This is a genomic window from Flavobacterium celericrescens, assembly GCF_011392075.1.
Taxonomy (GTDB): Bacteria; Bacteroidota; Bacteroidia; order Flavobacteriales; family Flavobacteriaceae; genus Flavobacterium; species Flavobacterium celericrescens.
The window spans coordinates 295317-308306 of the sequence record NZ_JAAJBV010000003.1; the positions used below are offsets into that span (position 1 = coordinate 295317).

Sequence of the window (12990 nt, forward strand, 5' to 3'; positions counted from 1 at the left end):
TCAGTATATTATTTATTTTCCGAGTAATTGTTTGCCTAATTCTTTTTCAATCTCTTTTATTTCAGGTGATTTGTCACTTGCAATTTTTAAACCAAAACTTTTTAATAATTGCTCCATTTCAGTTCCCTTTTCTACACAAAAAGCAGGAATATTTTTTAGTCTTTCTGCTTCAACACTTCCACCACATTCAATACAGAATTCATAAAACCCAATTAATTTCTCATTTTTATCGTAAAAAAGAATTAAATGTCTTGGAATATAACATGCTGCATGAGTTCCTGAATTACCACAAATATCATTTTTCAAAAGTGCAAAAAGTTCCTTCTTTTGATTTCCATTCAATTCAACGTTGTCTATTATTTTTGTCGTATCTAATTCGACTTTATTGTTTAGAATCTTTATTCCTTGTCTTTCTTTACCATCTTCAACGTCCCATAAACCCCTTGCAGGATATGACCAAATTTTCACTTTCGTAACCTCCTTTGCAAAAAGCTCAATTGCTTCTTCTTTTTCGCTTTTACACGAAAAAAAGAAAATGGGTATAAATAACAAAACTAAATATCTCATAATCTACTTCTCAACAACATCCAATTCTACTTTCAAATTATTGATGATGAACTCTTGTCGGTCTGGGGTATTTTTACCCATGTAGAACTCTAACAACGTTTCAATCGTGGTGGCTTTATCTAACATGACTGGATCTAAGCGAATGTCTTGTCCTATGAAATGCTTGAACTCATCTGGCGAAATCTCCCCTAATCCTTTGAATCGGGTGATTTCTGGTTTTGGTTTTAGTTTTTCGATAGCGTTTACTCGTTCTTCTTCGCTGTAGCAATAAATCGTTTCTTTCTTATTTCGCACACGGAATAATGGCGTTTGCAAAATATACAAGTGTCCGTCTTTAATTAACTCTGGGAAAAACTGCAAGAAAAACGTAATTAACAACAAGCGAATGTGCATACCATCGACGTCGGCATCGGTGGCGATTACGATGTTGTTGTAGCGTAAATCTTCCATCGATTCTTCAATGTCTAATGCGGCTTGCAATAAGTTGAATTCTTCGTTTTCGTACACGATTTTTTTCGTCATTCCGTAAGAATTCAAGGGCTTTCCACGTAAACTGAAAACCGCTTGTGTATTCACATCACGACTTTTGGTAATCGAACCTGAAGCCGAATCTCCCTCGGTAATAAAAAGCGTACTTTCTAAACTTCTTGGATTTTTAGCATCGGTTAAATGCACACGGCAGTCGCGTAATTTTTTATTATGTAAACTTGCTTTTTTAGCACGTTCTTTGGCTAATTTTCGAATTCCAGAAAGTTCTTTACGTTCACGCTCGGCTTGTAAGATCTTACGCAATAACGCATCGGCTACTTCAGGGTTCTTATGTAAAAAGTTATCTAAATTCGTTTTGATGAAATCATTTACGAACGTACGAACCGTTGGACCATTTGGACCGATATCGGTAGAACCTAATTTGGTTTTCGTTTGTGATTCGAATACTGGTTCTTCTACTTTCACGGAAACCGCAGACACAATCGATTTACGAATATCGGAAGCTTCGAAAGGTTTGTTGTAAAACTCTTTGATGGTTTTTACAATTGCCTCACGGAAAGCACCTAAATGCGTTCCACCTTGCGTGGTATTTTGTCCGTTTACGAACGAATGGTATTCTTCTGAATATTGCGATTTACTGTGTGTAATAGCAACTTCGATATCATCGCCTTCCAAGTGAATGATAGGATATACCATATCTTCAGCCGAAATATTTTCTTCCAATAAATCTTTCAATCCATAGTCTGAAACGTATTTTTCACCATTGTAATAAATCGTCAAACCGCGATTTAAATAGCAATAGTTTTTGAGCATCTTGATGATATACTCGTTTCGGTATTTGTAATTTTTGAAAATCGTATCATCGGCCACGAAAGAAACTTTGGTTCCTTTGCGCTTTGTAGTTTCTTGAATGTCTTCTTCCAGCGTTAGATTTCCTGCTGAGAATTCGGCTGCTTTTTGTTGGTTATCGCGAACTGATTCTACTCGGAAATAATTCGAAAGGGCATTTACGGCTTTTGTTCCGACACCATTTAAACCAACGGATTTTTTGAAGGCTTTAGAATCGTATTTTCCTCCTGTGTTCATTTTGGAAACTACATCGACCACTTTTCCTAATGGAATGCCTCGACCGTAATCGCGAACGGTTACCAATTTATCTTTGATAGTGACTTCAATGGTTTTTCCGGCACCCATAACGAATTCATCGATACAGTTGTCCATAACTTCCTTTAACAGAATGTAAATACCATCATCAGGCGATGAACCGTCACCTAATTTTCCGATATACATACCCGGACGCATACGAATGTGCTCTTTCCAATCGAGCGAACGTATATTGTCTTCGGTATATTGATTTTGCTCTAACATAGACAGATTTTGGATTTTGTGCAATATAGCATTTATCTCCAAAGATTGAAAGCCAAAAACCGAGAAGTTATTGACAAAATATGGTTAAGAAGATAGAAAAAAGTGGAAAGAGGAAAGATGAAAATTAATCCAACTTTAGCGTTTTATATCTTTGTAGCATTTCAGAATAATCTTTGTTTGGATAAACTTCCATAACTTTTATTTTCCTTGTAGAAATTATCTTTACATGTTTTTCAAAAGTCACTTCTTCACAGATATTTGCACGAGCAAAACCGAAATTTTTCCATTCATTATTCTTGAAAGTAAAATATTGAATCTTCCCCCAACAACCGATAAACCAATGTGGGAAAATTACAAACTCACAAAATCCATCTTTATTGATATCTCCTAAATTCTCAATTCCGGCACCAATTGCATTATAGATTACAATCTGTTGATCTGTAAACGAAAACTTAAACGTAACATCACAAGCGTTATTTACACAATCTCCGTCATAATCTTCTGTTGCATTTATCATTTGAGGATAAATTCGAAATATTGTATCTGGAATTTTATCCGAATTCAAATCTCCAATTAAAAGCGTATCAACATTTTTTATCGTATCTGTAACTTTATGATTGTTGAATTTGTTAGTATTAACTAAATCTTTTTTAGTCCCAAAAAACATAGTTGGAATCAGAGCAAATAAAAATAATTTCATTTTATAAAAATAATCATTCTGTTATTCATAATGCCTAAAAATCCCACTATCTGAAATTGTCCAAAGAGCAGCTTTTTGATTGGCTGCTTTTAAGGCTTGGTTTGCCCAAGAATTGCAAGTGTAAAATAGCGAATAACTTCCGTTGGCTTCATAAAAAACATCATGTTTTCCGTAAACGGCATCGGTTTCTATTTTTAGGAATTCTCCTGATTTGGTTTGGAAAGATTCGTTAATAAATGCAATCATTTTTTTGTAATTCTCTAACGAAATTTGAATCTTTTTACAAGATTTGTTCTCTTTCAAACTTTTATAAAACGTCACATGCATTGCTGATGAACTCAAGCCTGTAGCCGCTTTTACTGCTGTACTTGTTTTTAAGTCAGCCCAAGTTGGTGTTTCTAAATAAAAACCTTTGTCGCCCCAACCTAAAGCTACATATTGATACGTAGTGTCTTTTGATTTAGTATGGTCGAATTTGAGTTGGGAAGTCCAATCGTAATGTTCATTTTTAATTGGTAAAACAATATCCGTGTGAACGCCGTTTGTTAGAATGTAGATGGGAATTTCTTTCCTACTTTTAACCAAATCATCATTTACAGGAATATACGAAAGTAATGTTACAACTATCAAATATGTTACCAATGATAGAACGAAAATCGCAATATATTTCAGCAGTTTTTTGATAATTTTCATTTAGAAACTTTTTTATATTTGATATCGAAACCAAAGTTTGTAACTTCAAAAAATCTTTTAAATTCTGACCTTGATGGAGAAATTACATATGTTGTAGAATCTATTTTTTTGGATTTTATTTTAGTTATAGAATCTAGTTTTCTTAAATCGTCATCTGAATACAAATACTTGATTACCAATTCATTTTTATTCAAATAAACCAATTTAGATTGCCAATAAATAGAATCTTTATCACTTATAACCAACTTACCATTAATGCGTTTTGCTTTTTGTTTATCAGAGAAGATAAACAAAGTATCAATTTCCTTCTGAGAGAATTCTATAGAATCACCAATTATTTTATCTTCTAAAAATGTAGTTTCATTTTTAAATTTATATTTTCCATTAATTTTTATCAATTCATTACTTAAAGAATCTAAACTGTTTTTATGAATTCGGAATTTAAAAAAACTCTCTTCTGCAATCATTCTTTTTGAAACATTCAAATAGATAGAATCTTCATTTACATACAATCCTAAATATTTATTTGGAATTGAATTTAACTCTGAATCATTGATAGGCTGTGGTTCTTGATAATAATATGTATTACCAATAGGGTGTGCTGCTCGTTCTTTGCAAGAAAAAAATAAGAGCATTGAAGCTAATAAAATTAAAAGGTTTTTCATAGTGTTTGTTTTGTTTTGCCAATACAAACATCGTGCCTTTTTAAAAATTCTATTTAATAATTTTATATGCCATTAATGGTTCTCTATTAATTAAAATTATCAAAAAAGTGTTCTCTGATTTATTTTCAATTTGAACCTCAGTCGAAAAGTTTTTTGTATTTGTTTCTAAATAATGTGACTCTTTTTCGTCTGAAAACATATATTCGAAATAAGTTGTTTCAAAATCAAAATTATCAATAAAAAATTGAATTTTTTTGTCTAAACTTAAAGAAATTAATCCTGTTTTATTTGATTTAATTTCAAAATCTTTCTTAAAGTATAAATCAAAATATAAAGGGAATTTTTGATATTCGCTTTTTGAAAACGGAGCAATTTCTTCCTTATTATTTTCTGGATAATGATTTAGATAAAACAAGCTAGAATCCATCAAAAAATACTTGTCGTTAAACAAATACTCAAATTTACCTGTTTTGTTTGAAATAATTCCAGCAGAAAGCGTACAATCTATATTATTCCATACACCATTTATTTTAACAATATTCCATGCATGGTTTGTTATTGGTTTTAAACCAATCTGTCCAAGATCTCCTTTTAAATCCCCTCTAATAATATTAGATTCGATCTCTAACTTATTTAAAAGATATCCAACTATGGCTGCATAACCATTACAAACCGCTTTCTTAGATTTAAAAGTACTTAAAGCTAAATCTTCATTAAATTTTTTCTCTTTACTTATTCTTTCTTCTTCGGTCTTATATTTAAATACATAAATATCACTATCACTCATTTTTTTAAACAAATCCACATCATATTCAATGTTATTTGATACCCAATAAAAAACTGCCCTAGTTAATTCTATTTTTGAAGAAAAATCTTTTTTAAAATCTTTAATTAAATCATCTATTTTTAAATAATCTTTGGGATACTGCTTTACTTTTTCATCAATTAAACTATAGTCTTGTGAATATGAAATTATTGAAAAAAACAAACAAAAACTTAGGGAAAGATAATATTTCATAAATTAATTTACACATTAAATCTAAAATGCATTACATCACCATCTTTAACAATGTATTCTTTTCCTTCTACTCTTAATTTTCCAGCTTCTTTTACTTTTGCTTCTGATCCATAATTTGAGAAATCTTCAAAAGCAATTACTTCTGCACGGATAAATCCTTTTTCGAAATCGGTGTGGATTACTCCTGCAGCTTTTGGAGCTGTATCTCCGATGTTGATTGTCCAAGCACGAACTTCTTTAACACCAGCCGTGAAATAGGTTTGTAATTTTAATAATTTATAAGCTGCACGAATCAAAACTGCCGAACCTGGCTCAGTTAATCCCATGTCTTCTAAGAAAACTTGACGCTCTTCGTAGCTTTCTAATTCGGTGATATCTGCTTCTGCTCCTACTGAAAGAATGATTACTTCTGCATTTTCATCTTTAACTAATTCACGAACTTGGTCTACATATTTGTTTCCGTTTACCGCCGATGCTTCGTCCACGTTACAAACATACAAAACTGGTTTTGTAGTGATTAATTGGAATTCCTCCATCATCTCTACCTCATCTTGATTTTGAGGAACTACAGTACGAGCTGATTTTCCAGCTAATAAAGTTTCACGAATTCTATCTAACAACGCTTTTTCAGCTTGAGCTTCTTTGTTTCCTGTTTTAGCAGCACGATTGGTTTTTTCTAAACGTTTTTCAACCGTTTCCAAATCTTTTAATTGCAATTCGATATCAATCGTTTCTTTATCGCGAATTGGATTTACATTTCCATCAACGTGTACGATATTATCGTTATCAAAACAACGTAAAACGTGAATAATGGCGTTACACTCTCTAATGTTTCCTAAGAATTGATTTCCTAAACCTTCTCCTTTACTTGCTCCTTTTACCAAACCTGCAATATCTACGATATCCACCGTTGCCATTTGAACACGCTCTGGTTTTACCAATTCCTCTAAACGAGCAATACGCGGATCTGGAACGTTTACTACTCCAATATTAGGTTCTATAGTACAAAACGGAAAGTTAGCACTTTGCGCTTTTGCGTTTGATAAACAATTAAATAAAGTTGATTTTCCAACATTTGGCAATCCTACAATTCCTGCTTTCATAAGCCCCTAAATCCCCAAAGGGGACTTTAATTAAAAGTTAATATAATTTTTAAAAGTGTGCAAATATACTTCTATTAATCGAAAAAAATAATAAAATCAAAAAAGACAAAAAAAATCCCGATATAAATCGGGAACTTTATTTATTCGTTATGTAAAAACGATTGTCTATTTAACAATGTTTCTTCGCTTTCTACGTGATTATCATCCGGCACACAACAATCTACCGGACAAACAGCAGCACATTGTGGCTCTTCGTGAAAACCTTTACATTCTGTACATTTTCCTGGAACAATGTAATAAATATCATCTGAAATCGGCGTTTGAGCTGCATCTGAATCTACCTCAGTTCCATCAGGTAAAATTACTTTTCCGTTTAATTTCGTACCATCTTTCCATCTCCAATCATCTGCACCTTCATAAATTGCTGTGTTTGGACATTCTGGTTCACAAGCTCCACAGTTAATACATTCGTCTGTTATTATAATTGCCATATCTTCAAAGTTAGAAGTTAGAAGTTAGAAGTTAGAAGTTTTATAAAAATCTACTTTTAGTCTAACTAAATGATTATTTTTGTGCAAAATTACAACGTAAACCACATATAAACAAGTTACAAATGTTACAAAGTGAAATAAAATCGAGTTTTGTTGAATTAGGGAATTTCTTAGGTCAATTTTCTGAAGAAGGAAACGTTAAAGTAGCATCGGTTTTACAGAACGATTTGTTCTTTGATGAATTTGCTAATTTGATTGAACTTTCGCAATCGCACAACGGTTGGTTTACACCTGAGCAAGTACAGTTTAGCGTTCAATCTTGGGCAAAAGCCTTAACAGAAGACAACCTAAATCAGTGGCTTTCTAACTACGATTTCTCAAAAACTGAGCCTAAGAAAACAGGATTAATTTTAGCAGGAAATATTCCGTTAGTGGGTTTTCATGATTTTCTTTCGGTATTGATTTCGGGTCATGATGTATTGGTAAAAACCTCATCAAACGACCAACATTTATTGAAATTTTTAGCAAAATATTTAATTGCGATTCAACCAGAACTTAACTCAAAAATAACGTTTGTTGAAGGAAAATTAGAAGGTTTTGATGCCGTAATTGCCACAGGAAGCAATAACACAGCGCGCTATTTTGAATATTATTTCAAAGATAAACCGAGTATCATTCGTAAAAATAGAAATTCGGTTGCCGTTTTAGATGGAACAGAAACACATGAAGATTTAGTGGGTCTAGGCGAAGATATTTTTCGATATTTTGGTTTAGGATGTCGTAATGTATCCAAACTTTTTGTTCCAAAAGGGTATAATTTTGATAATTTCTTCAAAGCTATGTACGAATTTCGTGAGGTAATTCAGTATGAAAAATATGCAAACAATTACGATTACAACAAAGCGGTTTTCTTGATGAGTAATTTTCAATTATTGGACAATGAATTCATGACGATTAAAGAAGATTCAAGCTATTCCTCTCCTATTTCATCGGTATTCTATGAATTTTATGACAACTTAAATGAAGTCAATTCACGATTAAATAATGATTTAGAACAAATTCAGTGCATAGTTTCAAATAATCTAATTGAAAATAGTGTTTCTTTTGGACAAACGCAACAACCTAAGCTTTGGGATTATGCAGATAATGTAGACACTTTGTCCTTTTTGTCAAAAATATAATTACATTATTTGTATTTATTTGTAAAATATACAACGTTTTCGTTAATAACATAGCCTAATTATTATTAAATTATAACTCGATTTTTAGTAGCTATTTCCGAAATTTGCCTTTTTTAAAACACATACATAACTACAACAAATACAATGAAAAAACACAACTACAGCGCGGGTCCATGTATTCTTCCTCAAGAAGTTTTTGAAAAATCGGCGCAATCAATTTTAGATTTCAACAATTCTGGATTATCTATTTTAGAAATTTCGCACCGAAGTAAAGATTTCGTTGCCGTAATGGAAGAAGCAAGAGCATTAGTTTTAGAACTTTTAGGATTAGAGGGCAAAGGATACCAAGCTTTATTTTTATCTGGTGGCGCTAGTTTAGAATTTTTAATGGTTCCTTATAATTTAATGAAAGTTGACGGAAAAGCTGCTTATTTAGATACAGGAACTTGGGCAAACAGCGCTATTAAAGAAGCGAAACACTTTGGAGAAACAGTTGTTGTAGCTTCCTCAAAACCAGAAAATTATAATCATATTCCAAAAGAGTATTCAATACCTACTGATGCATCGTATTTTCACTGCACGAGCAACAATACTATTTTTGGAACCCAAATGAAATCATTTCCAACAACTAATGTTCCGTTGGTTTGTGATATGAGTTCAGATATTTTTTCACGTGTATTAGATTTTTCAAAATTTGATTTAATTTATGCTGGAGCACAAAAAAATATGGGTCCGGCTGGAACTACTTTGGTTGTAATTAAAGAAGAAATCTTAGGAAAAACTGGAAGAACTATTCCAAATATGTTAGATTATCAACAACATATTGCCAAAGAAAGTATGTACAATACACCGCCAGTATTTCCTATCTATGCTTCACTTTTAACCTTACAATGGTTGAAAAACTTAGGCGGAATTGCTGCTATTGAAAAAATCAACGAAGCAAAAGCAAACTTACTTTATACAGAAATCGACAGAAATCCATTATTTAAAGGAACAGCAGCTAAAGAAGATAGAAGTAACATGAACGCAACTTTTTTATTGGAGAACGAAGCACACCAAGAAAAATTTGACGCGATGTGGAAAGCAGCTGGAATTTCTGGTTTAGCGGGACACCGTTCGGTTGGTGGCTATAGAGCTTCAATGTACAATGCGTTACCAATTGAAAGCGTTCAAGTTTTAGTTGATGTAATGCAAGAATTAGAGAAAAATATTTAGTAATTAGTGACTAGTAAATAGTAACTAGCTTAAAAATAAAAACAAAATGAAAGTTTTAGCAAACGACGGAATTTCAAAAAGTGGTATCAAAGCATTAGAAAAAGGAGGTTTTGAAGTAATTACTACAAAAGTAGCTCAAGAGCAAGTGGCTAATTTTATCAATACTCATGATGTAAAAGTAATTTTGGTAAGAAGTGCAACAAAAGTTAGAAAAGATATCATTGATGCTTGTCCAGGCTTAAAAATTATTGGTCGTGGTGGTGTTGGAATGGATAACATTGATGTAGCTTATGCTCGTGAAAAAGGATTGCATGTAATTAATACGCCAGCATCTTCATCTGAAAGTGTTGCTGAATTGGTTTTTGCTCATTTATTTACTGGCGTTCGCTTTTTACATGATGCTAATAGAAATATGCCATTAGAAGGAGATACTAACTTTGATGGTTTGAAAAAAGCCTATGCAAATGGAATTGAACTTCGTGGAAAAACATTAGGAATTATTGGTTTTGGTCGTATTGGACAAGCTGTGGCTAAAATGGCTTTAGGATTAGGCATGAAAGTTATCGCTGCCGATAAATATGTGAACGAAGCTGTAATTCGTGTGGATTTTTATAACGGTCAATTTATTAACGTAGATATCGTTACAGAACCATTGGAAGATATTTTCAAACATTCCGATTTTATTACATTACATGTACCTGCGCAAGAGGGTTATGTAATTGATAAAGAAGAGTTTCAATTAATGAAAGATAATGTTGGAATTGTAAACTGTGCTCGTGGCGGTGTGATTAATGAAGTTGCCTTAATAGAAGCTTTAGATGAAGAAAAAGTATTGTTTGCAGGATTAGATGTTTTTGAAAAAGAACCAACTCCAGAAATCCAGATTTTAATGCATCCAAAAATTTCATTAACACCACATATTGGTGCCGCAACTGAAGAAGCACAAGATAGAATTGGTACAGAACTTGCTGAACAAATTATTAGCTTATTGAAAAATAACTAAAAATTAGTATCTTTATCTAAACAAAAAATCCCTAAAATTATGTTTGAACAACTTTCAGAATTAGTAAAACAATTTGGTGGCGATGCTGTAGTAAACAATCCAGCAGTGCCTAATGAACAAAATGATGCTGTAATGCAAGAAGCCGGAGGTTCAATCCTTTCAGGTTTAAAAGATATGGTAGCTAGTGGAAACATTAGCGATTTAACTGGAATGTTAAGTGGTAACACGCCTATCGACGGAAACAATCCAGTGGTACAACAATTGACGGAAAAAGTAACTGGCAATTTAGGTGAAAAATTTGGTTTATCATCTGATGCAGCTGGAAGCGTTGCAGGTGGATTAATCCCTCAAATTCTTGGCGGATTAGTTAATAAAGCTAAAGATCCAAACCAACCTGGATTTAACATGAGCGATTTAGTAAGCGCTATTTCTGGTGGTCAAGGTGGTGGATTAATGGACGCTGTTTCAAAATATGGTGGACAATTTGGTCTAGACCAAGATGGAGACGGAAAAGTTGGCATGAGTGATGCTGTGGCTGCCGTTTCTAAAAAAGGTGGATTAGGCGGTTTACTTGGAAAACTATTTGGAAAGTAAAATTTCAATTATAAGTGTTAAAAGCATCGGTAATATCGATGCTTTTTTTTATCTTTAACCTTTCTAAATAAGTGAAGTTATGAAATATGCTATTTTACTTTTATCGATGGTTTTTTCTGTACTTATAGCTTGTACTAGTTCAAAAACGCAAAAAACTTTTGAAGATAAGCCAACTTTAAAAAGCGACACTATTCATATTGCTAATGAAGCTTTAGAATATGAAGTAATTATAATTGATGGTGGCTTTACCTCTTGGTTTAATACACATGCAAGACCTAGAAATTACTATTCACAATCTTATTTAGAAGCTAGAAATAGATTTTGGGTTACCGAATGGAACAGAAGAGTGATGTTTCCTTCACAATACAATCCAAATTTGTATGAAATGGCTATTAATTATGACAATAGTACCGATTATGGATATGAAGTAAATTATATGATTTACAACTATTTGGTCTATTTTCAATTAACAAATAAACAACAATTAGGAGGATTTGTTCCAAGAATATAACATTTATGAAAAAACTTAAAGAACGCTGGAATGTCAAAAGTAATTGGCAATTAACCCTTATTTTTATTGTATTTGCAATTACTGGTTTTAGCTCATTACAATTGGCTAAACCTTTTTTAACCTTAATTGGTATTCCAGAAACGTTTCAACCGCATTGGTTGTATAGAGTTTTGCGATTGGTACTTATATTTCCTATTTATCAAGTATTGTTGGTATTGGTTGGTTTTCTATTCGGACAATTTGATTTCTTTTGGAAATTTGAAAAGAAGATGCTTGAGCGTATGAAACTGGGCTTTATCGCAAGGTTTTTTGATTCAAAATTTAAAAAGGAGCAATAAGCTCCTTTTTTATTCTTGTCCTTTACCGCCTTTGATAACGTAGGTATAAAACCAAGTGATTGTAAATGTTGGTACTACATCTACAAATGGAATCATTTCTTCTATAAAACCGAAAATACCTGCTAATTTACCCGCAGTTCCTTTAAACATCAACACTAGTAATAATCCTGAAATGGGTGCCCAGAAAATATCTATTGCTTCACCAAATACAGGGACTAGATAAGATAACATTCCTATTCCATCAAATAATAAACTCAAAATTAGCTTTGAGGCTCTATCATTTTTAACTGGTTGAACAGGGTTATTTATTACTGGATTAGTTACTTCTTCTGCCATTATAGTTTATGTAAATTCTATTACGAATATACAAAACAAATGCCAAATTATGCCTTATGAATCATTTTATAAAAATCATCACGGAATTCTTTCTGATTAAAAACACCTCCATACTGCAATGTTGAAGTATAGCTACTCTCATCTTTAATACCTCTACTTGAAACACACAAATGCGTCGCTTCCATTACAATGATTACATTGTCGGTTGCTAGTACAGCTTTTAACTCGTTGAAAATTTGCATAATCATACGCTCTTGCACTTGAGGTCTTCGGGCATAATAATCTACAATTCGATTCAATTTTGATAATCCAATTACTTTTCCTGAAGAAACATAACCAATATGTGCTTTACCAACAATAGGTAAAAAATGATGCTCACAAGTAGAATTAAAATTAATATTTGCTTCTACTAACATTTTATCATATTGATACGAATTTTCAAAAACAGATATTTTAGGTTTATTTGCTGGATTTAATCCCGAAAAGATTTCTTGTACAAACATTTTTGCTACTCGTTGTGGAGTTCCTTGCAAACTATCATCAGTTAAATCTAATCCTAATTCTTTCATAATGATTTCAAAATGCTCCGCAATAACTTCCATTTTAGCAGCATCCGATTTTACAAAAGCATCTGGACGTAGCGGTGTATCGGCAGAAGTCATTTGGTGGTTATCACCAATTATATCGTATATTTCTTTTTCAATAGTTGTATTCATAG

The 12990-nt window shown here is 32.3% G+C and carries 16 protein-coding genes; 6 read left to right on the top strand and 10 right to left on the bottom strand.

Features of this window, described 5'->3' with window-relative positions:
* Positions 1-12: 12 nt before the first annotated feature.
* The 8 genes from G4L40_RS06195 to G4L40_RS06230 all read right to left on the bottom strand — a co-directional run bounded on the left by G4L40_RS06195 (position 13) and on the right by G4L40_RS06230 (position 7094).
* Entirely contained in the window at positions 13-567 is a 555-nt protein-coding gene (locus tag G4L40_RS06195) for a hypothetical protein (protein WP_166236330.1), read from the bottom strand.
* A 3-nt stretch (positions 568-570) separates the two neighbouring features.
* Positions 571-2424: a DNA topoisomerase IV subunit B gene (locus G4L40_RS06200; RefSeq protein WP_026726247.1), complete on the bottom strand. Its 1854-nt coding sequence runs from the start codon at positions 2422-2424 to the stop codon at positions 571-573.
* A gap of 124 nt (positions 2425-2548) precedes the next feature.
* Entirely contained in the window at positions 2549-3124 is a 576-nt protein-coding gene (locus G4L40_RS06205; protein ID WP_166236331.1) for a hypothetical protein, read from the bottom strand.
* A 21-nt stretch (positions 3125-3145) separates the two neighbouring features.
* Positions 3146-3817 carry a TIGR02117 family protein gene (locus tag G4L40_RS06210; RefSeq protein ID WP_166236332.1) on the bottom strand — a complete coding sequence of 224 codons (672 nt, stop codon included), beginning with the start codon at positions 3815-3817 and terminating at the stop codon, positions 3146-3148.
* Positions 3814-4482, bottom strand: a complete 669-nt coding sequence (locus G4L40_RS06215; protein WP_166236333.1) for a hypothetical protein — start codon at positions 4480-4482, stop codon at positions 3814-3816. Before G4L40_RS06215 ends, G4L40_RS06210 begins: the two co-directional genes overlap by 4 nt.
* Positions 4483-4531: 49 nt before the next feature.
* Positions 4532-5500: a transglutaminase domain-containing protein gene (locus G4L40_RS06220; protein ID WP_166236334.1), complete on the bottom strand. Its 969-nt coding sequence runs from the start codon at positions 5498-5500 to the stop codon at positions 4532-4534.
* 8 nt (positions 5501-5508) lie between these two features.
* Positions 5509-6603 (bottom strand): redox-regulated ATPase YchF, encoded by a 1095-nt coding sequence (gene ychF / locus G4L40_RS06225; RefSeq protein WP_166236335.1) that lies wholly within the window; start codon positions 6601-6603, stop codon positions 5509-5511.
* Positions 6604-6743: 140 nt separating this feature from the next.
* Positions 6744-7094, bottom strand: coding sequence for a 4Fe-4S dicluster domain-containing protein (locus G4L40_RS06230; RefSeq protein WP_166236336.1), 351 nt, complete (start codon positions 7092-7094; stop codon positions 6744-6746).
* 122 nt (positions 7095-7216) lie between these two features.
* On the opposite strand from G4L40_RS06230, the gene G4L40_RS06235 reads away from it, so the two are divergent.
* The 6 genes from G4L40_RS06235 (at position 7217) to G4L40_RS06260 (ending at position 11936) form a co-directional block, all read left to right on the top strand.
* Entirely contained in the window at positions 7217-8275 is a 1059-nt protein-coding gene (locus G4L40_RS06235) for an acyl-CoA reductase (RefSeq protein ID WP_166236337.1), read from the top strand.
* Between the two features lie 144 nt (positions 8276-8419).
* The gene (gene serC, locus G4L40_RS06240; RefSeq protein WP_166236338.1) at positions 8420-9490 is read left to right on the top strand and encodes a 3-phosphoserine/phosphohydroxythreonine transaminase; all 1071 of its coding nucleotides are present in this window, start codon (positions 8420-8422) and stop codon (positions 9488-9490) included.
* A 46-nt stretch (positions 9491-9536) separates the two neighbouring features.
* Positions 9537-10493, top strand: a complete 957-nt coding sequence (locus G4L40_RS06245) for a D-2-hydroxyacid dehydrogenase (RefSeq protein ID WP_166236339.1) — start codon at positions 9537-9539, stop codon at positions 10491-10493.
* A gap of 39 nt (positions 10494-10532) precedes the next feature.
* Positions 10533-11087 carry a DUF937 domain-containing protein gene (locus G4L40_RS06250; protein WP_166236340.1) on the top strand — a complete coding sequence of 185 codons (555 nt, stop codon included), beginning with the start codon at positions 10533-10535 and terminating at the stop codon, positions 11085-11087.
* A 79-nt stretch (positions 11088-11166) separates the two neighbouring features.
* Positions 11167-11598, top strand: coding sequence for a DUF6146 family protein (locus tag G4L40_RS06255; RefSeq protein WP_166236341.1), 432 nt, complete (start codon positions 11167-11169; stop codon positions 11596-11598).
* 5 nt (positions 11599-11603) lie between these two features.
* Positions 11604-11936, top strand: a complete 333-nt coding sequence (locus G4L40_RS06260) for a DUF6787 family protein (protein WP_166236342.1) — start codon at positions 11604-11606, stop codon at positions 11934-11936.
* Between the two features lie 9 nt (positions 11937-11945).
* Here the strand turns inward: G4L40_RS06260 and G4L40_RS06265 are convergent, their stop codons facing one another.
* Together G4L40_RS06265 and folE are read right to left on the bottom strand one after the other, a co-directional pair.
* Positions 11946-12272: a hypothetical protein gene (locus G4L40_RS06265; RefSeq protein WP_166236343.1), complete on the bottom strand. Its 327-nt coding sequence runs from the start codon at positions 12270-12272 to the stop codon at positions 11946-11948.
* A 47-nt stretch (positions 12273-12319) separates the two neighbouring features.
* Positions 12320-12988 (bottom strand): GTP cyclohydrolase I FolE, encoded by a 669-nt coding sequence (gene folE, locus G4L40_RS06270; RefSeq protein WP_166236344.1) that lies wholly within the window; start codon positions 12986-12988, stop codon positions 12320-12322.
* Between the last annotated feature and the right edge of the window lie 2 nt (positions 12989-12990).

What these genes read in the sequence shown, in the direction of transcription:
- G4L40_RS06255 (WP_166236341.1), top strand. Translation starts at nt 11,167, where the DNA reads ATGAAATATGCTATTTTACTTTTATCGATGGTTTTTTCTGTACTTATA.
- G4L40_RS06195 (WP_166236330.1), bottom strand. Translation starts at nt 567, where the DNA reads ATGAGATATTTAGTTTTGTTATTTATACCCATTTTCTTTTTTTCGTGT.
- G4L40_RS06215 (WP_166236333.1), bottom strand. Translation starts at nt 4,482, where the DNA reads ATGAAAAACCTTTTAATTTTATTAGCTTCAATGCTCTTATTTTTTTCT.
- folE (WP_166236344.1), bottom strand. Translation starts at nt 12,988, where the DNA reads ATGAATACAACTATTGAAAAAGAAATATACGATATAATTGGTGATAAC.
- G4L40_RS06265 (WP_166236343.1), bottom strand. Translation starts at nt 12,272, where the DNA reads ATGGCAGAAGAAGTAACTAATCCAGTAATAAATAACCCTGTTCAACCA.
- G4L40_RS06220 (WP_166236334.1), bottom strand. Translation starts at nt 5,500, where the DNA reads ATGAAATATTATCTTTCCCTAAGTTTTTGTTTGTTTTTTTCAATAATT.
- G4L40_RS06200 (WP_026726247.1), bottom strand. Translation starts at nt 2,424, where the DNA reads ATGTTAGAGCAAAATCAATATACCGAAGACAATATACGTTCGCTCGAT.
- G4L40_RS06205 (WP_166236331.1), bottom strand. Translation starts at nt 3,124, where the DNA reads ATGAAATTATTTTTATTTGCTCTGATTCCAACTATGTTTTTTGGGACT.
- ychF (WP_166236335.1), bottom strand. Translation starts at nt 6,603, where the DNA reads ATGAAAGCAGGAATTGTAGGATTGCCAAATGTTGGAAAATCAACTTTA.
- G4L40_RS06235 (WP_166236337.1), top strand. Translation starts at nt 7,217, where the DNA reads ATGTTACAAAGTGAAATAAAATCGAGTTTTGTTGAATTAGGGAATTTC.
- G4L40_RS06230 (WP_166236336.1), bottom strand. Translation starts at nt 7,094, where the DNA reads ATGGCAATTATAATAACAGACGAATGTATTAACTGTGGAGCTTGTGAA.
- G4L40_RS06210 (WP_166236332.1), bottom strand. Translation starts at nt 3,817, where the DNA reads ATGAAAATTATCAAAAAACTGCTGAAATATATTGCGATTTTCGTTCTA.
- G4L40_RS06250 (WP_166236340.1), top strand. Translation starts at nt 10,533, where the DNA reads ATGTTTGAACAACTTTCAGAATTAGTAAAACAATTTGGTGGCGATGCT.
- G4L40_RS06260 (WP_166236342.1), top strand. Translation starts at nt 11,604, where the DNA reads ATGAAAAAACTTAAAGAACGCTGGAATGTCAAAAGTAATTGGCAATTA.
- G4L40_RS06245 (WP_166236339.1), top strand. Translation starts at nt 9,537, where the DNA reads ATGAAAGTTTTAGCAAACGACGGAATTTCAAAAAGTGGTATCAAAGCA.
- serC (WP_166236338.1), top strand. Translation starts at nt 8,420, where the DNA reads ATGAAAAAACACAACTACAGCGCGGGTCCATGTATTCTTCCTCAAGAA.